Raw genomic sequence first — 22,905 nt, forward strand, 5'->3', positions numbered from 1 at the left:
GTCGGCCGGACGGGACGGCCTGGTGCGTCCCGCCGGACAGACACCGAGCCCCCGGGGAGTTCCCGGGGGCTCATCGGGTGCGGGCGTCGCGGTGGGGTCGGGGTCAGGCCGAGGCCGGTACCTCGACGCCGTGTTCGGCCGCGAGGCGGTGCAGGTCCTCCAGCTCCGCCTGCTCGACCTCCGCCAGGAAGTCGTCGCCCGACTCGCGGGCCCGGTGCAGGTCGGACTCGGTGCTCTGTATGCGCTGTAGCAGTCCAGCGGTGAACGCGTCCATGGTGTGCCCCCTCGTCAAGGGTCGGTGGCACGGGGGTGTGCCGGGGGTTGACTGAGCGGCTCCGACCCTCACCCCTGCCCTGGCTGGTCGGCAGCCCGTGGCTTGCCGCGCACAGGGTGTGATCGGAAGTGTGTCACTCGTCCTCCCCAGCCGAACCCTCAGGGAAACCTCAGGGCCCCGCGAAAATCGGGCTCCCCCGGGCGTCATCTCCCGCTTACCGCCGGTTTACCGGCGCTCGGGGGAGGATGGGGACGATGAGCCGGGGGAGCGTCCCGATCTGCCGGGGCCTCCTGGGGCGCGCCCCGCCCGGACCGGTCCACGGGCCGTTCCGCACGGGGCGGCCGCCGTGCCCGTAACCCCTATCGAGGAAGGACAGCGCTGTGCGCGTACTCGTCGTCGAGGACGAGCAACTGCTCGCCGACGCGGTGGCGACGGGCCTCCGCAGGGAGGCCATGGCCGTCGACGTGGTGTACGACGGCGCGGCGGCCCAGGAGCGCGTCAGCGTGAACGACTACGACGTGGTCGTCCTCGACCGTGACCTCCCCCTGGTGCACGGCGACGACGTCTGCCGGGAGATCGTTGGCCTGGGCCTGCCCACGCGGGTGCTGATGCTGACCGCCTCGGGGGACGTGAACGACCGCGTCGAGGGGCTGGAGATCGGCGCCGACGACTACCTGCCGAAGCCGTTCGCCTTCGCCGAGCTGACCGCGCGGGTGCGGGCACTGGGCCGCCGCTCGACCTCGGCGCTGCCGCCGGTGCTGGAGCGCTCCGGCATCCGGCTCGACCCGGGGCGGCGCGAGGTCTTCCGGGACGGCCGGCAGATCCAGCTCGCTCCCAAGGAGTTCGCGGTGCTGGAGGTGCTGCTGCGCAGCGAGGGCACCGTTGTCTCGGCCGAGCAGCTGCTGGAGAAGGCGTGGGACGAGAACACCGACCCCTTCACCAACGTCGTGCGGGTGACCGTCATGACGCTCCGGCGCAAGCTGGGTGAGCCCGCCGTCATCGTCACCGTGCCCGGTGCCGGATACCGGATCTGAGCGATGGCCGCCTCTCCCACCGGCCCGGGCGCCCAGGCGCCGCCCAAACCCACCTGGGACCCGCGTGAGCCCGCGCGCCCCTACCCCTGGCTGCGGCCCACCATCCGGATACGGCTCACCCTGCTCTACGGCGGGATGTTCCTGATCGCCGGGATGGTCCTGCTCACGATCATCTACCTGCTGGCCGCCCAGGCCCTGCGGGACGTCAGCTCCCTGCCGTTCCGGATCGTGGACGTTCGGGGCGAGCTGACCTCGCAGAGCTGCCCCGGCCTGAGCGGGACGATGGAGACCCAGGAGTTCACCGAGCGGCTGAGCGACTGTGTGGACGCGCAGCGGGCCAGCGCGCTGGACACCCTGTTGCGGCGCTCGCTGCTGGCGTTGCTGGGCCTGGCGGTGGCGGCCTTCGCCTTCGGCTACGTGATGGCCGGGCGGGTGCTGTCCCCGCTCGGCCGGATCACCCGCACCGCGCGCCAGGTCGCTGGCTCGGACCTGCACAAACGGATCGAGCTGGAGGGTCCGGACGACGAGCTCCGGGAGCTGTCGGACACCTTCGACGACATGCTCGACCGGCTGGAGCGGGCCTTCACCGCCCAGCAGCGGTTCGTCGGCAACGCCTCACACGAGCTGCGCACCCCGCTCGCGATCAACCGGACCCTGCTGGAGGTGCAGCTCTCCGACCCCGGGGCGTCCCCCGAGGTGCAGCAGCTCGCCAAGACGCTGCTCGCGACGAACGAGCGGAGCGAGGAGCTGGTGGAGGGGCTGCTGCTGCTCGCCCGCAGCGACAACGAGATCGTCGACCGCAAGCCCGTGGACCTGGCGGAGGTCGCCGCGCGCGCCGTCGAGCAAGGGCGGACCGAGGCGAACGGCAAGGGCGTGGAGCTGCGGGGGGAGCGGAGCCCCGCCGTGGTGCAGGGCAACGGGGTGCTGCTGGAGCGGGTGGCGCTGAACCTGGTGCAGAACGCCGTCCGTTACAACGTCCCGGAGGACGGCTGGGTCGAGGTCGGTACGGAGTCCCGCCCCGGGCAGGCGGTACTCACCGTAGCGAACACCGGACCGGTCGTTCCCGCGTACGAGGTGGATAACCTCTTCGAGCCGTTCCGGCGGCTGCGCACCGAGCGGACCGGCAGTGACAAGGGCGTGGGCCTCGGACTGTCGATCGTGCGCTCGGTGGCCCGCGCGCACGGGGGCAGCGTCCGCGCCGAGCCCCGGGAGGAGGGCGGCCTCGTGGTCCGGGTGGTGCTGCCGGTGTGAGGTGGCGGCCGGGTTACCCGGGGTGACCGGGTCCGGTTCCACGGAGCGGTGAGACCCTCGCGCGCCTGTTCGCTTATCGCGGAACGATTTCCCTGGGGTGGTTGGCGGGGATGCGGTACGGTTCGTGGCCACCAAGCCGACTTCCTTCGGATCCATCGGTTTACCTCGGGTTTATCCGGGGTTACCCGGTTCCATCCGGTTTTCCGTGTTCTCCGCGTTCCCGGCGTTCTCTGTGTTTCTGCTGTTCTTCGCGGTTGACCGGTTATCTGGGGAAGGAGGACGGATCAGCCGGATCGCCGGGCTTCGCACGGACCGCCTGCCGGGTGCTGTGATGGATCACACATCCGGTTTCGTGGGTCTGCGCACTCGGTGGCCCGGACCTGAGGAAATCCGGGAAAATCCAGGTTTCCGCTGGTGGAGATCGTGGGCAGTACCCCGGATGGCGTGCCGAAGCGCTACTCGGGACCGTCTAAGGTCCTCCTCGGCAGCCGCCGCGATCACCTCTTCAGGGGTGCGGTTGGGTGTCGATTGAGTAACAGACCTTGATGTGAGGCAAAATCTCCGCCTCGGGTCGGGCACAAGCCCGGCCTCTCATGCGTTACGTGCGCTGGAGACACCGCAGATACCCAGAGGGGGAGAGCGACATGGCAACGGATTACGACACCCCACGCAAGACCGACGACGACGCCAACGAAGACAGCATCGAAGAGCTGAAGGCCCGCCGGAACGACAAGTCCGCGTCCAATGTCGACGTGGACGAGTTCGAGCAGGCCGAGGGCATGGAGCTGCCGGGCGCGGACCTCTCCAACGAGGAACTGTCGGTCCGGGTGCTGCCCCGGCAGCAGGACGAGTTCACGTGCATGAGCTGCTTCCTGGTGCACCACCGCTCGCAGCTGGCCGACGAGAAGAACGGCCAGCCGATCTGCCGCGACTGCGCGGCCTGAGCGGCGTCGCCGGGTGGCGGCCGAGGACGCACGTGACGCTGAGCGAGGCCCTAGGAAACGGGCGGCCTCGCTCAGGCGCTTTGCCCGGGAGCCTCGTGTTCCCCACGAGGCTCCGGAGCGGCGCCGGGCCGTGCGGGACTTCCTCGGCGTGGTCGCCGAGCGGGTCATCGACGTGGGCCCCCGGATCCCGGTGCGGGACGCGGAGACGCTGCGGCGGCAGTTCCCCGGGCTCGGCACCGAGCAGATCGCGGACCGGCTGACGGCGGGAGCGATGAGGGGATCCGCCGTGGTGGGCGCTGGGGTGGGCGCCGCCGCGATGCTTCCCGTACCGCCCGCGATGCCGGCCGAGCTGGCGACGGAGATCGTCGGCGTCGCCTCGGTCGAGCTGAAGCTCATCGCCGAGCTGCACGAGATCTACGGCTGCCCGGCTCCGGGAGACGCCCGGCAGCGGGCCATGGCCTACCTCGGAGCCTGGAGTTCGGAGCGCGGGATCGACGTGGTCCGCCCGTCGACGCTCAGCTCGGCCCTCGGTGGTCCCGCCAAGCGGGAGCTCCGGCAGCAGATCATGAAGCGCACCGTGCGCAACCTCCCCAACCTCACGCCGTTCCTGGTCGGTGCGGCGGTGGGGGCGACCATGAACCGGCGCGACACCAGAAAGGTCGCGCACCGGGTCCGCTCGGACCTGCGTACCCGGCGGCTCGACAGCCCCGGCCCCCTGGACCTCGACGAACCCCGCGTCCCCCGGCAGAGCCCGCGCGCCGCGCGGTCGCTGAGACACCCCTTCCGCGGCTGACCGTCAGCCCCCCGCCCGCCGGATCCCGCGGCGTCGTCCGCGGCACCCCGCATCCTCCCGTGGCTGCCCCGCGCCCCTTCGCACCGTCGCCGCGCCCCGCCCGCCCCGGCCGTACGGACCGGGCGCTGGCCCAGGGTTCAGCGCTCGCCGTCGGCGGCCTCCGCACGCGCCGCCCGGAGCGCGGCCAGGAGGCCCTCCGGATCGCGCGTGGAGACGTAGAGGTACGGCGTCGGGTCGTCGGGGTCGGTGATCCGCACCCGGAGCGCCGTCGGCACGTAGGCGCGCAGCACCATGTGCGCTCGCGGGTCGGCCTTGTGGGTCCGCCAGGCGCGGGCCTGCTCCGCGTCCAGCGCCTCCGCCTCACCGAGCGCGCTGAGCGGGATCCGGGCGCCGCCCGCCACCAGGGATCCCGCGATCACCCGCACCCGCACCGAGCCGTACGCGCTCACACCGGCCGCGGCGAGCGCCCCGCCCACCACCATCCCGCCGAGCATCGCGAGCGGCCCGATGGGCAGCAGCATCAGCCCCGCGCTGAGGCCCAGTCCGGCGGCGATCAGCCACCAGCTGCGGGGCGCGGTCAGATGTTCGTCGTACTGAACCCGGGTCACCATGGCTCCAAGCCTGGCACGCCGCGTTCCGTGCTCGACGCCCCCGGTAGGCTCTGCTCACGTGAGTGCTGCCGAACCATCGAAGACCCGCCACACCTCGCTGGCGCCCCCGGAGGGTGCGACCGCGCCGGTGCGCCATCCTGACGCTCCCCAGCCCGGGGAGCTGATCGGAGCGCACTACGAGCTGTGCTTCGGCTGCGGCCACGGCCAGCAGCACGGGCTGCACCTGGAGGCCCGCGCGGGAGACGGCGTGAACGTCACCGCCGAGTTCACCGTCAAGCCCGCGCACCAGGGGGCGCCCGGGCTGGCGCACGGCGGTGTGCTGGCCACCGCGCTGGACGAGACACTCGGCTCGCTGAACTGGCTGATGCAGACCATCGCGGTCACCCGGCGGCTGGAGACCGACTTCGTGCGGCCCGTCCCGGTGGACACGGTGCTGCACCTGGAGGCGGAGGTGACCGCCGTCGCCGGGCGGAAGATCTTCTCCACCGCCACCGGGCGCATCGGCGGCCCCGAGGGCCCGGTCGCGGTGACCGCGGCGGCCGTCTTCGTCGAGGTCAAGGTGGAGCACTTCGTGAAGCACGGCAGGGAAGAGGAGATCAAGGCGGCCATGGACGACCCCGACCAGCTGCGGCGGGCGCGCGCCTTCGAGGTGAACCCGTGAGCGGGCGGCCCCCCGTCGACGTGCTGCTGCGCCGTCTCGACCCGCAGGTGCCGGTCCCCGAGTACGCACATCCGGGTGACGCCGGGTGCGATCTGGTCACCACCGAGGCGGCCGAACTGGCCCCCGGGGAGCGCGTGGTGCTGCCGACGGGGATCAGCCTGGCGCTGCCGGACGGCTACGCCGCCTTCGCGCACCCGCGTTCCGGGCTCGCGGCCCGGTGCGGCGTCTCCCTGGTGAATGCCCCCGGGACGATTGACGCCGGGTACCGTGGGGAGATCAAGGTGGTGCTGGTCAACCTCGATCCCCGCGAGAGCGTACGGTTCGCGCGGTTCGACCGCATCGCCCAACTCGTTGTGCAGCAGGTGGAGAAGGTGCGCTTCCACGAGGTGACCGAGCTGCCCGGCTCGGCACGGGCGGCGGGCGGTTTCGGATCCACGGGCGGCCATGCCGCACCACCCGAAGATTACGTTGCGGTCGGCGCCGACCAGCGTTCCGACCTGAGAGGACAGTGACGTGTTCGGACGTCGTCGCAAGAAGAGCGAAGAGCCTGAGCCGGGCGCCTCGGACGAGTTCGAGACGGAAGCGGACGACGGCGCCGAGGGGGACGCCGGAGCGGACGAGGTCGAGGCCGAGGGTGAGGCGAAGCGCGTCAAGCTGCCCCCCGCCCCGCGCCCGGACGGCCCCTGGGACGTCTCCGAGGTCTCCGAACCCGAGACCGGCCGCGTCAATCTCGGTGGCCTGTACGTGCCCGGCGTCGAGGGAATGGAACTGCGGGTCGAGGTGGCGGGGGACTCCATCGTCGCCGCGACCATCGTGCTCCAGGACAGCGCCGTGCAGCTCCAGGGCTTCGCGGCGCCCAAGCGCGAGGGCATCTGGGACGAGGTCCGCGAGGAGATCGCGTCCGGCATCACCCAGCAGGGCGGAGTGATCGACGAGGCCGAGGGCCCCCTCGGCTGGGAGCTGCGGGCCCAGGTGCCGGTGCAGTTGCCGGACGGCACCAACGGCGTGCAGGTCGTGCGGTTCGTCGGGGTCGACGGCCCGCGCTGGTTCCTGCGCGGCGTGATCTCCGGGCAGGGCGCGGTCCAGCCGGAGAAGGCGGGACTGCTGGAGACGATCTTCCGGGACACCGTGGTGGTGCGTGGGGACGCCCCGATGGCCCCGCGCGACCCGATCGTCCTCAAGCTTCCGGACGACGCGCAGATGGTTCCGGACGGGGTGCAGCAGGACACCGTCGAGGAGGGCTCGCGCTTCGCCGGCGGGCTGGACAAGCTCCAGCGCGGACCGGAGATCACCGAGGTCCGCTGAGCCGGTGGCCGGGCCGCCCCGGTGGCCCGCCCACAGCCGTCATCCGGCACCGGTGCCCCCGCCCCGGCGGGGGCATCCGGCGTTCCGTGTGGCCGCCCCTCCCGCCCCCGTGGCCTGCGATTCCGGGCGCGGGGGAGTCGCGGGGAAGATCCATACGCGTCCCTGACGCCCACCGGTGGCCGTCCGGCCCGCACCGCTCTCCGCAGCGGTGACAATGAGGGCATGGCGTCAGCACAGCAGGCGCGGCCCGGCAGGCTGCGGATCTATCTCGGTGCCGCTCCCGGGGTCGGCAAGACCTTCGCGGCGCTGTCGGAGGCGCATCGCCGACTGGAGCGTGGCACGGACGTCGTGGTCGGCTGCGTCGAGCACTACGACCGGCCCCGCACCCTCGCGCTGCTGGACGGTCTGGAGCAGATCCCCGCCCGGCGGTTCACCTATCGCGGCGCCCAGCTGGCCGAGCTGGACACCGAGGCGGTGCTGCGCCGCGCCCCCGCCGTCGTGGTGGTGGACGAGCTGGCGCACGCCAACCCGCCCGGCTCGCGCCACGAGCGGCGCTGGCAGGACATCGAGGAGATCCTCGCGGCCGGGATCGACGTCCTCTCGACCGTCAACATCCAGCATCTGGAGTCGCTGGGCGACGTGGTGGAGAACATCACCGGGGTCCGGCCGGGGGAGACCGTGCCGGACGAGGTGGTGCGCCGCGCGGACCAGATCGAACTCGTCGACATGGCGCCCCAGGCGCTGCGCCGCCGCATGGCGCACGGCAACGTCTACTCCTCGGACCGTGTCGACGCCGCGCTCTCGAACTACTTCCGGCTCGGCAACCTCACCGCGCTGCGGGAACTCGCGCTGCTGTGGACCGCCGACCGGGTCGACGAGTCGCTCCAGCGCTACCGGGCCGAGCACCGCATCCGCTCCACCTGGCAGGCCAGGGAGCGCATCGTGGTGGGGCTCACCGGCGGGCCCGAGGGGCGGACGCTGATACGCCGTGCCTCCCGGATGGCGGCCAAGGGCTCGGGCAGCGAGATCCTCGCCGTCCACATCGCCCGCGCCGACGGGATGACACCGGCCTCCCCGAAGGAACTCGCCGTCCAACGGACCCTGGTCGAGGACCTGGGCGGCACCTACCACCACGTCATCGGGGACGACATCCCCGCGGCCCTGCTGGACTTCGCGCGCGGGGTGAACGCCACCCAGATCGTCCTCGGCTCCTCCCGGCGCAAGTCCTGGCAGTACGTGTTCGGGCCGGGCGTCGGGGCCACCGTGGCCCGCGAGTCGGGGCCCGACCTGGACGTGCACATCGTCACCCACGACGAGATCGCCAAGGGCCGTGGCCTGCCGATGGCCAGCGGGGCCCGGCTCGGCCGCGCGCGGGTCCTGAACGGCTGGTGCACCGCGCTGGCCGGACCCGCCCTGCTGGCCCTGCTGCTGCACGGGCTGGGCGTGCGTGTCGGCTTCACCAACGACGTGCTGCTCTTCCTGGTGCTCACCGTGGCGGCCGGGCTGGTGGGCGGGATGCTGCCCGCCCTGGCGTCGGCCACGGTCTGCTCGGTGCTGCTCAACCTCTACTTCACGGAGCCGTTCAGCACCCCCTTCACCAACGATCCGCGCAACCTCGTGTCCATCGCGGCGTTCTTCGGCGTCGCGGTCGCCGTCGCCTCCGTCGTGGACGTGGCGGCCCGCCGCACGCACCAGGCGGCCCGGCTGCGCGCCGAGTCCGAGATCCTCTCCGCGCTGGCGGGCAGCGTGCTGCGCGGAGAGGACTCGCTGGAGGCGCTGCTGGAGCGGGTGCGGGAGACCTTCGGCATGGAGTCCGTGGCGCTGCTGGAGCGGGAGAGCGAGACCGGACGCTGGACCTGCGCGGGCAGCGTCGGCCCGGCGGACGCGAAGCAGCTCCTCCGCCCGGAGGACGGCGAGGTCGACATGCCCGTGGGCGACAACCGGATGCTGGCGCTCTCCGGCCGGGTGCTGCCCGCCGAGGACCGCCGGGTGCTGGCCGCCTTCGCGGCGCAGGCGGTCGGGGTGCTGGACCGGCAGCGGCTGCTCGGCGAGGCCGAGCACGCCCGGGAGCTGGCCGAGGGCAACCGGATCCGCACGGCGCTGCTCGCCGCCGTCTCGCACGATCTGCGGACCCCGCTCGCCGCGATCAAGGCGTCGGTCAGCTCCCTCCGTTCGGACGACGTGACCTGGTCCGCGGAGGACGAGGCGGAGCTGCTGCGCTCGATCGAGGAGGGCGCCGACCGGCTGGACGCGCTGGTGGGCAACCTGCTGGACATGTCCCGGCTCCAGACCGGGACCGTCACCCCGCTGATCCGGGACATCACCCTGGAGGAGGTGGTGCCGAAGGCCCTGCGCGGGGTGCCCGAGGGCAGCGTGCGGCTGGCGCTGGCCGAGGCGCTGCCGCTGGTCGCCGTGGACCCGGGGCTGCTGGAGCGGGCGGTGGCCAACCTCGTGGAGAACGCGGTCAAGTACAGCCCGCCGGGGAAGGGGGTGCTGGTGCAGGCCAGTGCCCTCGGTGACCAGGTGGAGCTCCGGGTGGTCGACCGCGGCCCCGGGGTGCCGGACAGCGGGAAGGACCGGATCTTCGAGCCGTTCCAGCGGCTGGGGGACGTGCCCCGCGGCACGGGCGTGGGCCTGGGTCTCGCCGTAGCGCGGGGCTTCGCCGAGGCGATGGGCGGCACGCTGGACGCCGAGGACACCCCCGGCGGGGGGATGACGATGGTCCTCACCCTCCGCGCGGCGCACGGCCGGCTCCCCACCCGCGCACGGGTGCCCGCGCGGGCGGCGGTGCCGGTCCCGCGGCAGTTCGGGGAACGCCGGGACCGGCGAACCCGTCAGGACTGGCAGGACCGGCAGAACCGCCAGGACGGAGAGAGGAACCCGCATGCACCGGGTGCTCGTGGTCGATGACGAACCGCAGATAGTCCGCGCCCTCGTGATCAACCTCAGGGCGCGCCAGTACGAGGTGGACGCCGCCACGGACGGTGCCGCCGCGCTCCAGCACGTGGTCGAGCGCCCGCCGGACGTCGTCGTGCTCGACCTGGGGCTGCCGGACATGGACGGCGTGGACGTGATCCGCGGGATCCGGCGCTGGACCCGCATCCCGATCCTGGTGCTGTCCGCCCGGCAGACCTCGGACGAGAAGGTGGAGGCCCTGGACGCGGGCGCCGACGACTACGTCACCAAGCCGTTCGGCATGGACGAGCTGCTGGCCAGGTTGCGGGCGGCGGTCCGCAGAGCGGAACCGGCGCTCTCCCCGGCCGAGGAGACCGGGGTGATCGACGCCGGGGACTTCAGCGTCGACCTGGGGGCGAAGAAGGTCCACCGAGACGGCCAGGACGTGCGGCTGACGCCCACCGAGTGGCACCTGCTGGAGGTCCTGGTGCGCAACCCCGGCCGTCTGGTCAGCCAGAAGCAGCTGCTGCGCGAGGTGTGGGGCCCGTCGTACGGGACGGAGACCAACTACCTGCGCGTCTACATGGCACAGTTGCGCCGCAAGCTGGAGCCGGACCCCTCGCACCCCCGGCACTTCGTGACCGAACCCGGTATGGGGTACCGCTTCGAGCGCTGAGCGGGGGCGGTGGCCGCCGCTCGGCGGGTGGCCGTCACGGGCACCGGTACGCTGGCCGGTATGAGTGGTGTCACGCGAGCGCGCCGCCCTGAGCGGGGCGGGCGTTTCCGGCGCTTTCTGGAACGGATCTCCTCCTCGGAGGAGGAGCTGCGCTCCGCCGACCTCCGGCGGGACGCGCGCTCCGCCGGGTGCACACCGATCTCCGCCTGCGCCGACCGCCAGATCGTGCGCGTCGCCGGTACGCTGCGCACCGTGACCCTGCGGCCACGGGCCGGGGTGCCCACCCTGGAGGCGGAACTCTTCGACGGGACCGCCTCGCTGGACATCGTCTGGCTGGGGCGCCGCGCCATCGCGGGCGTCGAGCCCGGCCGCAAGATGATCGTCTGGGGGCGGACCACCCTGCAACACGGCCGCCCCGTCATCTTCAATCCGACGTACGAGCTACGACCCTTCGAAGAGGAGTAGCGGGTGACCTCCCTCGACAAACCGGCGGCCGAGCAGCGGGACGACGGCACCGACGCCGCCCACGCCCCGGGCGACGCCCCCGGCACCGGCGGCGACCAGACCGCCGACGCCACCGCCGTCACGGAAGCCGCGCTCTTCGAGGCGTTCGGCGGGGTGCGCGGTCTCGTGGAGACCACGGTGCCCGGCCTGGTGTTCATCACGATCTTCACCGTGCAGCACGAGATCCACGCGGCCGCGCTGAGCGCGCTGGTGCTGTCCGGCCTGCTGGCCGTCGTCCGGCTGATTCGCCGGGACACCGTGAAGCACGCCTTCAGCGGGGTCTTCGGCGTCGGCTTCGGCGTGCTGTTCGCGATGATGACCGGTGACGCCAAGGACTTCTACCTCCCGGGGATGCTGTACACCCTGGGGCTCTCCGCGGCGTACCTGATCACCTCGGCGGCCGGGGTGCCGCTGCTCGGGCTGGTGCTGGGACCGATCTTCAAGGAGAACCTCTCCTGGCGTACCCGGAACCCGGGCCGCAAGAAGGCCTACACCAAGGCCAGTTACGCCTGGGGCTGCATCCTCCTGGCGAAGTGCGCGATCCTCTTCCCGCTGTACTTCTGGGGTGACACCACGCAGTTCGGCTGGGTCTCGGTCGCGCTGAAGATCCCGCCGTTCCTGCTGGCGGTCTACCTCACCTGGATCTTCCTCGCGAAGGCGCCGCCGCCGATCAACGTCATCGCGGAGTGGGAGGAGCGCGAGCGGGCCGAGGAGGCGGCGAAGGCGGCCGCACGGGAAGGCTGAGGGGAGGGGCGCCGAGCCCCGGCCCGGCGCCCCGCCGTTCCGTCCCGCCCCGGGCGCCCCTCCCGCCTCCGGCGACGCCCGGCCCGGCCGATCGCCGCGCCGGGCTCAGTCCTCCTCGCGCCGCGCGCCGTCGGCGCGGACCGAGAGCAGCCGCTCCAGCTGCTCCTCGCGGGACGGTGCCGCCACGATCAGCAGTTCGTCCCCCACCTCCAGGGTCTCCTCCGGGTCGGGGGTCAGGACCCTCGTGCCCCGGATGACGGTCACCAGCGAGGTGTCCTCCGGCCAGGCCACGTCCCCCACCCGCGATCCGGCCAGCGCCGCCTCGGGCGGAAGCGTCAACTCGACGAGGTTGGCGTCCCCCTGCGAGAAGCGCAGCAGCCGCACCAGGTCACCGACGCTCACCGCCTCCTCGACCAGCGCCGACATCAGCCGGGGCGTGGAGACGGCCACGTCGACCCCCCAGGCCGCGGTGAACAGCCACTCGTTCTTGGGGTGGTTGACCCGCGCGACGACCCTCGGCACGCCGTACTCCGTCTTCGCGAGCAGCGAGACGACGAGGTTCGCCTTGTCGTCCCCGGTGGCGGCGATCACCACCTGGCAGCGCTCCAGCGCCGCCTCGTCGAGCGAGGTGATCTCGCAGGCGTCGGCCAGCAGCCACTCCGCCTGCGGCACCCGCTCGACCGAGATGGCGGTGGGCGCCTTGTCGATCAGCAACACCTCGTGGCCGTTCTCCAGGAGTTCACCGGCGATCGACCGGCCGACGGCGCCCGCGCCCGCGATGGCGACTCTCATCGGGACCGCGCCTCCTCGGGACCGGTCGCGAAGACCTCCTCGACGTGCCGCACCTCGTCACTGTGCATGATCACGTGTACCAGGTCCCCGTCCTGGAGCACCGTCCGGGAGCCGGGCAGGATCGCCTCGCCCAGCCGGGTGAGGAAGGCGACCCGCACCCCCGCCTGCTCCTGGAGGGTGGTGATCCGCTGCCCGATCCAGCGCTCCGCCGGGTGCACCTCGGCCAGTTGCACCCCGCCGCTCGGGTCGTGCCAGAGCGTCTCGGCGCCGGAGGGCAGCAGCCGCCGCAGCATCTGGTCGGCGGCCCAGCGGACCGTGCCGACGGTGGGGATGCCCAGCCGCTGGTAGACCTCGGCCCGGCGCGGGTCGTAGATCCGCGCGGCCACGTGCTCGACGTCGAACATCTCGCGCGCCACCCGGGCCGCGATGATGTTCGAGTTGTCCCCGCTGCTGACGGCGGCGAACGCCCCCGCCTCCTCGATCCCGGCCTCGCGCAGCGTGTCCTGGTCGAAGCCGATGCCCGTCACCCTGCGGCCGCCGAAGGACGGGCCGAGCCGCCGGAAGGCGGAGGGGTCCTGGTCGATGACGGTGATGGAGTGACCCTGCTGCTCCAGCGTCTGCGCGAGCTCGGCCCCCACCCGGCCGCAGCCCATGATCACGATGTGCACGTCGGTCCTCTCTCCCACGTCTCCCACGCGGCGCCGTCCCCAGGATCGCACGGCTGACCGCCTACGATCCTTCCGTGTCCCGGATGACCGACATCCCGAAGCGACTGCTCATCGGACGGGCGCTCAGCAGCGATCGGCTCGGTCGGACACTGCTGCCCAAACGCGTCGCGCTTCCCGTCTTCGCCTCCGACCCGCTCTCCTCGGTCGCCTACGCGCCGGGCGAGATCCTGCTGGTGCTGTCCGTCGCCGGGATGTCGGCGTACCACCTCAGCCCGTGGGTCGCGGTGGCCGTCGCCGTCCTGCTGCTCACGGTCGTGGCCTCCTACCGGCAGAACGTGCGCGCCTATCCGAGCGGCGGCGGCGCCTACCGGATCGCCTCCGCCAACCTGGGCCGCCGGTCCGCGCTGACGGTGGCCAGCGCCCTGCTGGTGGACTACGTGCTGACGGTGGCCGTCTCCATCTCGTCCGGGGTGGAGAACCTGGGGTCGGCCCTGCCGTTCGTGGCGGAGCACAAGACGCTCTGCGCGCTCGCCGTCATCGTCCTGCTGACGCTGATGAACCTGCGGGGTGTGCGGGAGTCCGGGGTGCTGTTCGCCATCCCCACCTACTGCTTCCTCGTCGGGGTGCTCGGCATGATCCTGTGGGGGGTGGCGCGGCTGCTGGCGGGGGACCAGATGCGGGCGCCCACCGCGGACTTCGAGATCCGGGCCGAGCACGCGGGCGGGCTGACCGGTCTCGCGATGGTCTTCCTGTTGCTGCGGGCCTTCTCCTCCGGCTGTGCCGCGCTCACCGGCGTCGAGGCGATCAGCAACGGGGTGCCGGCCTTCCAGAAGCCGAAGGCGCGGAACGCGGCCACCACTCTCGCGATCATGGGGGCGCTGGCGGTCACCATGTTCCTCGGCGTCGTCTCGCTGGCGCTCGTCTCGGGGGTGAGGCTGGCGGCGGACCCGTCGCGGGACCTGCTGTCCGGCGGTGAGCCGGTCGGTTCCGGATACGTGCAGCAGCCGGTGATCTCCCAGGTGTCCGCCGCCGTGTTCGGCGACGGCACCCCGCTGTTCCTGTTCCTCGCCGCGGCCACCGCGCTGGTGCTCTTCCTCGCCGCGAACACCGCCTACAACGGCTTCCCCCTGCTCGGCGCGATCCTCGCGCAGGACCGCTACCTGCCGCGCCAGCTCCACACCCGTGGCGACCGGCTGGCCTACTCCAACGGCATCGTGCTGCTCGCCACGGCGGCGGGGCTGCTGGTCGCGGTGTACGGGGCGGACACCAACCACCTCATCCAGATGTACATCGTCGGGGTGTTCGTCTCCTTCACCTTCAGCCAGGTGGGGATGGTCCGGCACTGGAACGCCCTGCTGCCCCAGGAGAAGGACCCGGCCGAGCGGCGCCGGACGCACCGGGCCCGGGCCATCAACGCGGTCGGCGCCTGCCTCACCGGTCTGGTGCTGGTCGTGGTGCTGAGCAGCAAGTTCACGCACGGCGCCTGGGTCTCGCTGCTCGGGATGGTGGTCTTCTACGCGCTGATGACCGCCATCCGCCGCCACCACGACGAGGTGGCCGCCGAACTCGCCCCCACCGAGCAGGACGAGAAGGCGGTGCGCCCGTCGCGGGTGCACTCCATCGTGCTGGTCTCCCGGTTGCACAAGCCGACGCTGCGGGCGCTGGCCTACGCCAAGCTGATGCGCGCCGACAGCCTGGAGGCGGTCACGGTCAAGGTCGACCCGGACGACACCGCGCAACTGCGCGAGGAGTGGGACCGCAACGCCATCGAGGTCCCGCTCACCATCCTCGACTCGCCCTACCGGGAGATCACCCGGCCGGTCATCGAGTACGTGAAGCGGCTGCGCGCCGCCGAGCCGGGCCAGGTCATCAGCGTGTTCGTCCCGGAGTATGTGGTGGGCCGCTGGTACGAGCGGCTGCTGCACAACCAGAGCGCGCTCTGGCTCAAGGGGCGGCTGCTGTTCACCGCCGGGGTGATGGTCACCTCGGTGCCGTACCAGCTGGCCTCGTCCCGGGTGGCGCGGGAGCGCGCGCGGCGGCGGGCCGCCTGGGAGGCGCCCGGATCCGTCCGGCGTGGGCCCACCCGGCCGCCCGCGGGCGGTGCCCCGGGTGGGTCGGTGGGCGGAACGCGGCGGGACGCGGGCAAGTAGACTCGGCGGCTGCCGGCCGGCCACCGGCCCGCACGGCCGCCACTCCGCGCGGCTGGCCTCTTCCGCACCCCGTGCCCCTGGAGCGATCCCGCGATGCCCGAAGCAGCCGAACCCGGCGCCGCCCCCACCCTCGTCGGCGAGGAGTACGAGGTCGAGGTGGGGCCCGTCGCGCACGGCGGGCACTGCGTCGCCCGCACCGAGGAGGGCCGGGTGCTTTTCGTCCGCCACAGCCTGCCCGGCGAGCGGGTCGTCGCCCGGGTCACCGAGGGGCACGCCGAGTCCCGCTTCCTGCGGGCCGACGCGGTGCGCGTGCTGGAGCCCGCCAAGGACCGGATCGAGGCGCCCTGCCCGTTCTCCGGTCCCGGCCGCTGCGGCGGCTGCGACTGGCAGCACGTCAAACCCGGTGCCCAGCGCCGCCTCAAGGCCGAGGTGCTCACCGAGCAGCTGTCCCGGCTGGCCGGGATGACCCCCCAGGACGCGGGGTGGGACGGCACCGTGGAGCCGGTGCCGGGGGACAAGGTCGCGGCCGGTGAGGTGCCCGCCTGGCGCAGCCGGGTCCGCTACGCGGTGGACGAGGAGGGCCGGGCCGGGTTCCGCAGGCACCGCTCCCACGAGGTGGAGCCGGTCGACCACTGCCTGATCGCCGCTCCCGGCGTCAGCGAACTCGGCGTCGAGCGGCGGGAGTGGCCGCAGATCGCCGCCATCGACGCGACGGCCGCCAGCGGCTCGCACGACCGGCAGGTCGTGCTGACCCCGCGGCCCGGGGGGCGGCTCCCGCTGGTGGAGCTGGACCGCCCGGTGTCCGTGCTGCGCGCCGAGGAGAGCCGGGGACGCGACCCCGAGGGCGGGGCGCGGCGGCTGCACCGCGTGCACGGCCGGGACTTCGTCCGGGAGCGGGCGGACGGGCGGACCTGGCGGGTGGGCGCGGGCGGCTTCTGGCAGGTCCACGAGCGGGGCGCCGACCTGCTGGTGGACGCGGTGATGCGGGGCCTGACCCCGCGCCGCGGGGAGACCGCGCTCGATCTGTACTGCGGCGCGGGGCTGTTCGCGGGGGCGCTCGCCGACCGGGTGTGCCCGCCGCGGGACGAGGCCGGGCAGGACGGGCCGGGACGGAAGCGTAAGGGTGGCGCGGACCGGGAGGGCGCGGTACTCGGCATCGAGGCGTCGAAGCGGGCGGTGGAGGACGCGCGGCACAACCTCGCCGGGTTCGACCGGGTCCGCGTCGAGCAGGGCAGGGTTGAGACGGTGCTGCCGCGTACCGGGATCACCGAGGCCGACATCGTGGTGCTGGACCCGCCCCGGGCGGGCGCCGGGGAACGGCTGGTCCGCCACGTCGCGGGTCTGGGCCCGCGCCGGGTCGCCTACGTCGCCTGCGACCCGGCCGCGCTCGCCCGTGACCTCGGGTACTTCCGGGACGCCGGGTACTCCCCCCGCTTCCTGCGCGCCTTCGACCTCTTCCCGGTCACGCACCACATGGAGTGCGTCGCGATCCTGGAGCCGGCCGGCAAGCGCTCCTGACGCGCCTCTGGCGGGAGCTGTTCAAGCCCGCGCGACCGGCTGGCGCTGTCGGCCCAGCCGGTCGATCTCCAGCTCGACCACGTCTCCCGCGGTGAGGTACGGGGTGTCCGGCGAGCCCATCGCGACGCCGTAGGGGGTGCCGGTGCTGACCACGTCCCCGGGGTCGAGCACCATGAACTGGCTCAGGTACCAGACGACGTACCGGACGTCGAAGATCATGTCCGCGGTGTTGCCGGACTGGCGCCGCTCGCCGTTGACCCACAGCCGCAGGCCGAGGTTCTGCGGGTCACCCACCTCGTCCGGGGACACCAGCCACGGGCCGAGCGGGTTGAAGGTCTCGCACGACTTGCCCTTGACCCACTGGCCGCCGCGCTCCAGCTGGAAGGCCCGCTCCGAGACGTCGTTCGCGATGGTGTAGCCCGCGATGTGCGCCGGGGCCTCGCCGGGGTCGCGAAGGTAACGGGCGGTCCGCCCGATGACGACGGCGAGTTCGACCTCGTAGTCGGTCTTCTCGCTGCCCGGCGGGATGAGCACGGTGTCGTCCGGGCCGACGACGGTGTTGCTCGCCTTCATGAAGACGACCGGCTCGGTGGGTATGTCGGCGCCGCTCTCGATGGCGTGCGCGCGGTAGTTCAGGCCGATGCACACCACCTTGCCCGGCCGCGTGACCGGCGCCCCCCGGCGCGGTCCGCCGAGGTCGGACGGGGGAAGCTCACCGGCCGCGAGGGCCCGCCGGACCCGCTCCGCCCAGTCCCCGGCCAGGAAGTCCCCGGTGATGTCGGGGGTCAGGCCGCGCAGGTCGTGGGCGCGACCCTCGTCGTCCAGCACCACCGGGCGTTCCGCCCCCACCTCGCCGATCCGTGCCACCCGCATGCGTCCTCCTCCGACGTGTCCTTCGCGTCGCGGTTGCTTGACGGCCCACCGCGCTGTCCAGGAATATACCAGAAAACCGAACAGCGTTCTGCTGTACCGAATGGAGATCTTCGTGCTCACCGTGAACCAGACCCGTCCCGCCACGGGGGCCGGGCGCATCAGCGGCGTCGAGACGCTCAGTCTCGGCACCTCCTGGCGGGACTTCAGCTACGTACGCGTGACGACCGACGAGGGGCTGGTCGGGATCGGGGAGATCACCCACCCCTTCCGGGGCGCCGAGACCTGTGCGCTGGCGCGCCACATGGGGGAGCGGCACCTCGTCGGCGCCGACCCCTTCGACACGGAGGAGATCTGGCTCCGGATGTACCAGGGGGACTTCCTGCGCGGGGGAGACGTGGGCGGCATCGTGCTGAGCGGGGTCGACCAGGCGCTGCACGACATCCAGGGCAAGTTCCTCGGTGTGCCGGTATACCGGCTGATCGGCGGCGCCTGCCGGGACGCCGTCCCGGTCTACGCGAACGGCTGGTACACCGGCGAGCGCACGCCGGAGCGGTTCGCGCAGCTGGCGCGGGACACCGTCGCCCGGGGGTACTCCGCGCTCAAGCTCGACCCGTTCGGGGCCGGTCTCGGGGAGCTCGGCAGGGTGGAGCGCCGCCGCTCGATCGACCTCGTCGCCGCGGTGCGCGAGGCGATCGGTCCGGAGGTGGAGCTGTTCGTGGAGGGGCACGCGCGTTTCGTCGTCCACGAGGCCGTCCGGATCGCCACCGCCCTGGAGCCCTATGACATCGGCTGGTTCGAGGAGCCGCTGCCCTGGACGCACGTCGACCGCTACCCGGACGTCGGTGCCCGCACGACGATCCCGATCTCCGGCGGCGAGCACTTCCACAACCGGTACGAGTACGCCGCGCTGTTCGAGCACGACGCGGTCGACATCGTCCAGCCCGACCTCAGCATGGTCGGCGGCTACACCGAGATGCGGAAGATCGCCGCGATCGCGGAGACCCGCTCCATGGTGGTGGCGCCGCACAACTCCAACTCGCCGTTCTGCACGACCGCGACCGCCCACGCGGCGGCGGCCCTCCCGAACTTCCGGATCCTGGAGACCTTCGACGGGCTTCTGGAGCCGTACGTGTTCGACGCGCTCCGTGGCTGCCTGCCCATCGAGGACGGCTTCCTGCCCCTGCCGGCCGCCCCCGGTATCGGGGTCGAGCTTGACGACGACGTCTTCGCCGAGTACCCGCCGCGCGGCGGCTTCTGGAACATGTTCGCCCCGGGCTGGGAGCGGCGGAACCGCTGACCGCGACGGGGCGCGCGGCGGGAGTCCCCTCTGGGGTCAGGCGCCGGCCAGGCCCAGTGGGGACAGCGCGTCCCGTTCGATCAGCGCCTCGACCTCGCGCTCGTCGATGCCGTGCAGCCCGGCGGGGCTCTGGATCCCCGCGACCTCGCGGAGCCCGGCGACCGTGGCGTCGACCGAGGTGAACGGGTAGTCGCTGCCGAACAGCAGCTTGTCCCAGACGCCGTACTCCTGCACCAGCATCAGCGCCCGCCAGAGCTGGAACGGCCGGTAGTGCAGCGCGCTCACGTCGGCGTAGACGTGGGGGTGCTTGCGGATCACCGCCACGCACTCGCCCTCGTAGGGGTGGCCGAGGTGCGCCAGGACGAGCCGCTGCTCGGGGAAGCGCCGGGCGACCCGGTCGGCCAGGAGTGGGCGGGCGTACTCCAGCGGCGCCTGTGAGACGAAGGTCGTGCCGGTGTGCATGAGCACCGGCAGGCCGTGGTCGCTGGTGTACGTCCAGAGCGGGTCGAGGCGTTCGTCGCCGGGGTCGAACCCGGCGTACATCGGCATCAGTTTCACCCCCCGGAGGCCGAGTTCGCGGTGCCCGTGGCGCAGCTCCTCCTGCCAGCCGGGCCGCGTCGGGTCGAGGGAGAGGAAGCCGATGAGCCGGTCCGGGTGTTCGGCGACGTACGCCGCGACCGAGGCGTCGTCGACCCAGAGGTCCGAGAGCCGGGCCTTGCCGCCGAAGACGATGGCCCGGGAGTCGGGCGGGGCCGTCGCCGCGTACTCCTCCCAGCGCACGGCGAGATCGACGGCGCCGGAGCGGGCGCGGCCCGCCTGGGCGAGGAAGTCGGGGCCCAGGTGGTCCGGGCAGCCGAAGAGGTGGCTGTGTACGTCGACGATCATGATTCCGTTCCGTGATAGAGAACAGCGTTCTCTATCACGGTAGCAACGGTGCCGTGGATCAGCCCCAGCCGAGTCGGGTCGATACGCGGTCGGCGGACTCCCGTACCCGCTCCCCGAGTTCGTGGAGCCGCTCCGGGGAGACGTCCAGCTTCAGTCCGGTCACGCTGATCGCCCCGGCGCACGCTCCCCGGTGGTCGCGCACGGCCGCGCCGACGCAGTAGACGCCGTCGGCGTCCTCCTCGTCGTCGATCGCGTATCCGCGCCGCCGCACCTCGGCCAGTTCGGCGAGGAGTGCGTCCGGGTCGGTGAGGGTCCTGCGGGTGCGGGCGGGCATGCCGGCCGCCTCCAGTAGTTCGCGGATGGCGTCGTCGTCGCGTTCGGCGGTGACCGCCTTGCCCAGGCCGCTGCTGTGGGGCAGTTCCCGCTGTCCCATGTGCAGGTCGAAGCGGACGGAGCCCGGTGCGTCCACCCGTCCGACGATCACGGCCCGGCCCTGTTCGGGCTTGGCCACGCGGGAGGACAGTCCGGTCTCCTCGGTGAGGTGGCGCAGCTCGGGCAGGGCGATGTCGCGGATGGAGGCCCGGCCGACGGCGATCTCGCCGTACCGCGCGAGTGCGAGGCCGAGGGAGTACCGCCGCTGTGGGCCCTCTCCCTCGGAGGAGACGAGTCCGTGTGCTTCCAGGGTCTGGAGAGTGGAGAAGACCGAGCTCTTGGATCCTCCGGCGGCCCGGGTGACCTCGGTCACGGTCAGGGCGTCGCCCGCGGAGGCCAGGTGCTCCAGGATCTCGGCCGCGCGGCTGACGCTCCGTACGCGGTAACGCTCGTCGAGGCTGTTCGTCATCACCGAACAAAGTTTGCGTGACCCGCTCGTGCCGGTCAATCCGCCGCCGCTTGACCTCGCGTGGACCCCTCCCTATGGTTCGGTTATACAGAATATTGTTCGGTACTACAGAACGGTGCTGAGGTGTCTTCGGCGTATTCGGTGTCTTCGGTGGGCCCGGCGGGCCCGGTGACTTCGGTGGGTTCGGTGTCTTCGGCGGGCTCCACCGCCGAACCCGGCCTCCGAGGCGTCCTTCCGGTCCTGGCGACCCCGTTCACGGAACGGATGACGATCGACGAGAGCGCTCTGCGGGACGAGATCGACTGGGTCTTCGACGCGGGCGCCGACGGCGTCGTCGTCGCGATGGTCTCGGAGATCCTGCGTCTCGCGACCGACGAACAGGAGGAACTGGGCAGGATCGTCTGCGCGCACGCGCGCGGGCGGGGCCCGGTCGTGCTGAGCGTGGGCGCGGAGAGCACACACCTCGCGCTCCGGCTCGCCCGCCGCGCCGAGGCCGACGGGGCGAGCGCCGTCATGGCGATACCGCCCCTGACCGTGGCGTGCGGCGCCGAGGAGACCGGGCGGTACTTCCGGGCGCTCGCGGAGGAGGTCTCCGTGCCGCTCATCGTCCAGGACGCCAGCGGATACGTCGGCGATCCCCTGTCACTGAAGCTCCAGGCGGAACTGCTGCGGGAGTTCGGGGCGGAGCACGTCCAGTTCAAGCCGGAGGCGGTGCCGGTCGGACCGCGGCTGAGCACGCTACGGGACCTGACCGGCGGCACGGCGCGGGTCTTCGAGGGAAGCGGGGGAGCGGCGCTCGTCGACAGCCACGCGCGGGGTGTCGTGGGCACGATGCCCGGGCCCGACCTGGTCTGGGCGGTGCGGGCGCTGTGGGACGCGCTGGCCGTCGGCGACCACGAGCGGAGCCGGGCGCTCGACGAGGCGCTGAGCCCCCTGATGGCCCTGGTGACCTCGCTCGGCTCGTATGTGGCGTTCGAGAAGTACTTCCTCGTGCGTCAGGGGGTGCTGCCCGCCGCGCGAGTGCGCGAACCGCTCGGCTTCTCCCTCGACGAGGAGACCCGGCAGCGCCTGGACCTGCTGTTCGACCGACTGGAAGAGGTGGTGCGGCCATGAGGGCCGTGGTGTTGAAGGAGTTCGGCAGGATGGCGCTGGAGGAGGTCGCGACACCGGAGCCGGGCGACGGGGAGGCCCGGCTCCGGGTGCGGATGACCGGCGTCTGCGGTTCCGATCTGCACGGCTTCACCGGGGCCAACGGGCGGCGCGTGCCGGGGCAGGTCATGGGGCACGAGCTGGTGGGCGTGGTCGAGGCGCTCGGCGCGGGCGCCGACCTCCCGCTCGGCGCGCTCGTCACCCTCAACCCCGTGGTCGGCTGCGGGGGTTGCGCGCCCTGCCGGGCGGGCACCGAACCGTACTGCCCGGACAAGCGGGTCATCGGGGTGGACCCGACGCGCACCGCGGGCTTCGCGGAGTACGTCGTGGCGCCCGCCGCGAACGTCGTGGCGTTGCCCGCCGGGATGCCGGTGGCGCACGGGGCGCTCGTCGAACCCCTCGCGGTCGGCTATCACGCCGCGCGGCGCGGCGGCGTCACCGCCGAGGACCGGGTGCTCGTGCTGGGCGGCGGCCCCATCGGGCAGGCGGTGGCGCTGGCCGCCCGGCGGCTGTCGGCGGCGCGCGTCGTGGTCAGCGAACCGCACGCGGGGCGCAGGGACCTGTGCCGCGCGCTCGGAGTCGAGGTGCTCGACCCCGTGGCCGGGCCGGTCGGGCCGCGGGTGGCGGCGAGGCTCGACGGCCCGGCGAGCGTCGCGATCGACGCGGTCGGCACCTCCGGAACGGTGGCGGACGCCTTCGCGTCCACCGCGCTCGGCGCCCGGATCGTGCTGGTGGGCATGGCGGCGCCGCGCCTGGAGCTGGACGCCTTCGGGGTGAGCACCGGCGAGCGGTCCCTGACCGGGGCGTTCTCCTACACCTCGGCGGAGTTCGTGGAGACGGCGCGGTGGGCCGGTACCGAGCCGGACGCCGTCGCGGCCCTGGTGGAGCGGGAGATCCCGGCGGACCGGGCGCCCGCGCAATTCGCCGAGCTGGCCGAGGGGCTCGCCGTGGCCGGGAAGGTCCTGGTCCGCTTCTCCTGACGGCCGAGTTCTCCGGACGGCCGAGCGGCCCGGTGCCGCGCACCGGGCCGGTGCGCGGCA

The 22,905-nt window shown here is 72.8% G+C and carries 23 protein-coding genes; 16 read left to right on the top strand and 7 right to left on the bottom strand.

What is annotated here, in order from left to right; all coding sequences use genetic code 11:
- Positions 1 to 103: 103 nt before the first annotated feature.
- Positions 104 to 274: a hypothetical protein gene (locus tag E0L36_RS14120; protein WP_180929372.1), complete on the bottom strand. Its 171-nt coding sequence runs from the start codon at positions 272 to 274 to the stop codon at positions 104 to 106.
- 380 nt (positions 275 to 654) lie between these two features.
- Here E0L36_RS14120 and E0L36_RS14125 point away from each other — a divergent pair, with 380 nt between their 5' ends.
- The 4 genes from E0L36_RS14125 to E0L36_RS14140 all read left to right on the top strand — a co-directional run bounded on the left by E0L36_RS14125 (position 655) and on the right by E0L36_RS14140 (position 4,296).
- A complete protein-coding gene (locus tag E0L36_RS14125) occupies positions 655 to 1,308 on the top strand; it encodes a response regulator transcription factor (protein WP_180929373.1) in 654 nt (217 codons plus the stop codon).
- Between the two features lie 3 nt (positions 1,309 to 1,311).
- On the top strand, positions 1,312 to 2,559 hold the full coding sequence (locus E0L36_RS14130; RefSeq protein WP_180929374.1) for a cell wall metabolism sensor histidine kinase WalK: 1,248 nt from the start codon (positions 1,312 to 1,314) through the stop codon (positions 2,557 to 2,559).
- A gap of 644 nt (positions 2,560 to 3,203) precedes the next feature.
- Positions 3,204 to 3,503 (top strand): DUF4193 domain-containing protein, encoded by a 300-nt coding sequence (locus E0L36_RS14135; RefSeq protein ID WP_180929375.1) that lies wholly within the window; start codon positions 3,204 to 3,206, stop codon positions 3,501 to 3,503.
- Between the two features lie 13 nt (positions 3,504 to 3,516).
- Positions 3,517 to 4,296, top strand: coding sequence for a hypothetical protein (locus tag E0L36_RS14140; RefSeq protein ID WP_308416757.1), 780 nt, complete (start codon positions 3,517 to 3,519; stop codon positions 4,294 to 4,296).
- Between the two features lie 137 nt (positions 4,297 to 4,433).
- On the opposite strand, the gene E0L36_RS14145 is transcribed toward E0L36_RS14140, so the two are convergent.
- Positions 4,434 to 4,907 (bottom strand): DUF3093 domain-containing protein, encoded by a 474-nt coding sequence (locus tag E0L36_RS14145; RefSeq protein WP_180929376.1) that lies wholly within the window; start codon positions 4,905 to 4,907, stop codon positions 4,434 to 4,436.
- Positions 4,908 to 4,965: 58 nt separating this feature from the next.
- Here E0L36_RS14145 and E0L36_RS14150 point away from each other — a divergent pair, with 58 nt between their 5' ends.
- From E0L36_RS14150 to E0L36_RS14180, 7 genes are all read left to right on the top strand, one after another.
- Positions 4,966 to 5,568: a PaaI family thioesterase gene (locus E0L36_RS14150; protein WP_308416758.1), complete on the top strand. Its 603-nt coding sequence runs from the start codon at positions 4,966 to 4,968 to the stop codon at positions 5,566 to 5,568.
- A complete protein-coding gene (dut, locus tag E0L36_RS14155; RefSeq protein ID WP_180929378.1) occupies positions 5,565 to 6,080 on the top strand; it encodes a dUTP diphosphatase in 516 nt (171 codons plus the stop codon). The genes E0L36_RS14150 and dut overlap by 4 nt, the downstream gene beginning before the upstream one ends.
- A gap of 1 nt (position 6,081) precedes the next feature.
- On the top strand, positions 6,082 to 6,873 hold the full coding sequence (locus E0L36_RS14160; RefSeq protein ID WP_180929379.1) for a DUF3710 domain-containing protein: 792 nt from the start codon (positions 6,082 to 6,084) through the stop codon (positions 6,871 to 6,873).
- Positions 6,874 to 7,095: 222 nt separating this feature from the next.
- Positions 7,096 to 9,783, top strand: coding sequence for an ATP-binding protein (locus tag E0L36_RS14165; RefSeq protein ID WP_180929380.1), 2,688 nt, complete (start codon positions 7,096 to 7,098; stop codon positions 9,781 to 9,783).
- Positions 9,758 to 10,444, top strand: coding sequence for a response regulator (locus E0L36_RS14170; protein ID WP_180929381.1), 687 nt, complete (start codon positions 9,758 to 9,760; stop codon positions 10,442 to 10,444). Before E0L36_RS14165 ends, E0L36_RS14170 begins: the two co-directional genes overlap by 26 nt.
- A 60-nt stretch (positions 10,445 to 10,504) precedes the next feature.
- Positions 10,505 to 10,909: an OB-fold nucleic acid binding domain-containing protein gene (locus tag E0L36_RS14175; RefSeq protein ID WP_180929382.1), complete on the top strand. Its 405-nt coding sequence runs from the start codon at positions 10,505 to 10,507 to the stop codon at positions 10,907 to 10,909.
- 3 nt (positions 10,910 to 10,912) lie between these two features.
- On the top strand, positions 10,913 to 11,692 hold the full coding sequence (locus E0L36_RS14180; protein WP_180929383.1) for a DUF3159 domain-containing protein: 780 nt from the start codon (positions 10,913 to 10,915) through the stop codon (positions 11,690 to 11,692).
- Positions 11,693 to 11,797: 105 nt separating this feature from the next.
- On the opposite strand, the gene E0L36_RS14185 is transcribed toward E0L36_RS14180, so the two are convergent.
- Positions 11,798 to 12,484, bottom strand: coding sequence for a TrkA family potassium uptake protein (locus E0L36_RS14185; protein WP_180929384.1), 687 nt, complete (start codon positions 12,482 to 12,484; stop codon positions 11,798 to 11,800).
- The gene (locus E0L36_RS14190; protein ID WP_180929998.1) at positions 12,481 to 13,152 is read right to left on the bottom strand and encodes a TrkA family potassium uptake protein; all 672 of its coding nucleotides are present in this window, start codon (positions 13,150 to 13,152) and stop codon (positions 12,481 to 12,483) included. The genes E0L36_RS14185 and E0L36_RS14190 overlap by 4 nt, the downstream gene beginning before the upstream one ends.
- Positions 13,153 to 13,235: 83 nt before the next feature.
- Here E0L36_RS14190 and E0L36_RS14195 point away from each other — a divergent pair, with 83 nt between their 5' ends.
- Positions 13,236 to 15,302 (top strand): APC family permease, encoded by a 2,067-nt coding sequence (locus E0L36_RS14195; protein WP_180929999.1) that lies wholly within the window; start codon positions 13,236 to 13,238, stop codon positions 15,300 to 15,302.
- 93 nt (positions 15,303 to 15,395) lie between these two features.
- A complete protein-coding gene (locus E0L36_RS14200) occupies positions 15,396 to 16,820 on the top strand; it encodes a class I SAM-dependent RNA methyltransferase (protein WP_180929385.1) in 1,425 nt (474 codons plus the stop codon).
- Between the two features lie 21 nt (positions 16,821 to 16,841).
- On the opposite strand, the gene E0L36_RS14205 is transcribed toward E0L36_RS14200, so the two are convergent.
- Positions 16,842 to 17,693, bottom strand: a complete 852-nt coding sequence (locus E0L36_RS14205) for a fumarylacetoacetate hydrolase family protein (RefSeq protein ID WP_180929386.1) — start codon at positions 17,691 to 17,693, stop codon at positions 16,842 to 16,844.
- A gap of 112 nt (positions 17,694 to 17,805) precedes the next feature.
- Between E0L36_RS14205 and E0L36_RS14210 the strand changes: the two genes are divergently transcribed.
- The gene (locus E0L36_RS14210) at positions 17,806 to 18,990 is read left to right on the top strand and encodes a mandelate racemase/muconate lactonizing enzyme family protein (protein ID WP_180930000.1); all 1,185 of its coding nucleotides are present in this window, start codon (positions 17,806 to 17,808) and stop codon (positions 18,988 to 18,990) included.
- A 36-nt stretch (positions 18,991 to 19,026) separates the two neighbouring features.
- Here E0L36_RS14210 and E0L36_RS14215 read toward each other — a convergent pair whose 3' ends face one another.
- Complete coding sequence (locus tag E0L36_RS14215) at positions 19,027 to 19,875, bottom strand: amidohydrolase family protein (protein WP_180929387.1); 849 nt, start codon at positions 19,873 to 19,875, stop codon at positions 19,027 to 19,029.
- A gap of 58 nt (positions 19,876 to 19,933) precedes the next feature.
- Positions 19,934 to 20,716: an IclR family transcriptional regulator gene (locus E0L36_RS14220; protein WP_180930001.1), complete on the bottom strand. Its 783-nt coding sequence runs from the start codon at positions 20,714 to 20,716 to the stop codon at positions 19,934 to 19,936.
- A gap of 186 nt (positions 20,717 to 20,902) precedes the next feature.
- Here E0L36_RS14220 and E0L36_RS14225 point away from each other — a divergent pair, with 186 nt between their 5' ends.
- A complete protein-coding gene (locus E0L36_RS14225; protein ID WP_308416759.1) occupies positions 20,903 to 21,829 on the top strand; it encodes a dihydrodipicolinate synthase family protein in 927 nt (308 codons plus the stop codon).
- Positions 21,826 to 22,845, top strand: a complete 1,020-nt coding sequence (locus E0L36_RS14230) for a zinc-binding dehydrogenase (RefSeq protein ID WP_180929389.1) — start codon at positions 21,826 to 21,828, stop codon at positions 22,843 to 22,845. The genes E0L36_RS14225 and E0L36_RS14230 overlap by 4 nt, the downstream gene beginning before the upstream one ends.
- Positions 22,846 to 22,905 lie beyond the last annotated feature (60 nt).

The sequence above is a fragment of the Streptomyces sp. AJS327 genome (assembly GCF_013450295.1).
Taxonomy (GTDB): Bacteria; Actinomycetota; Actinomycetes; order Streptomycetales; family Streptomycetaceae; genus Streptomyces.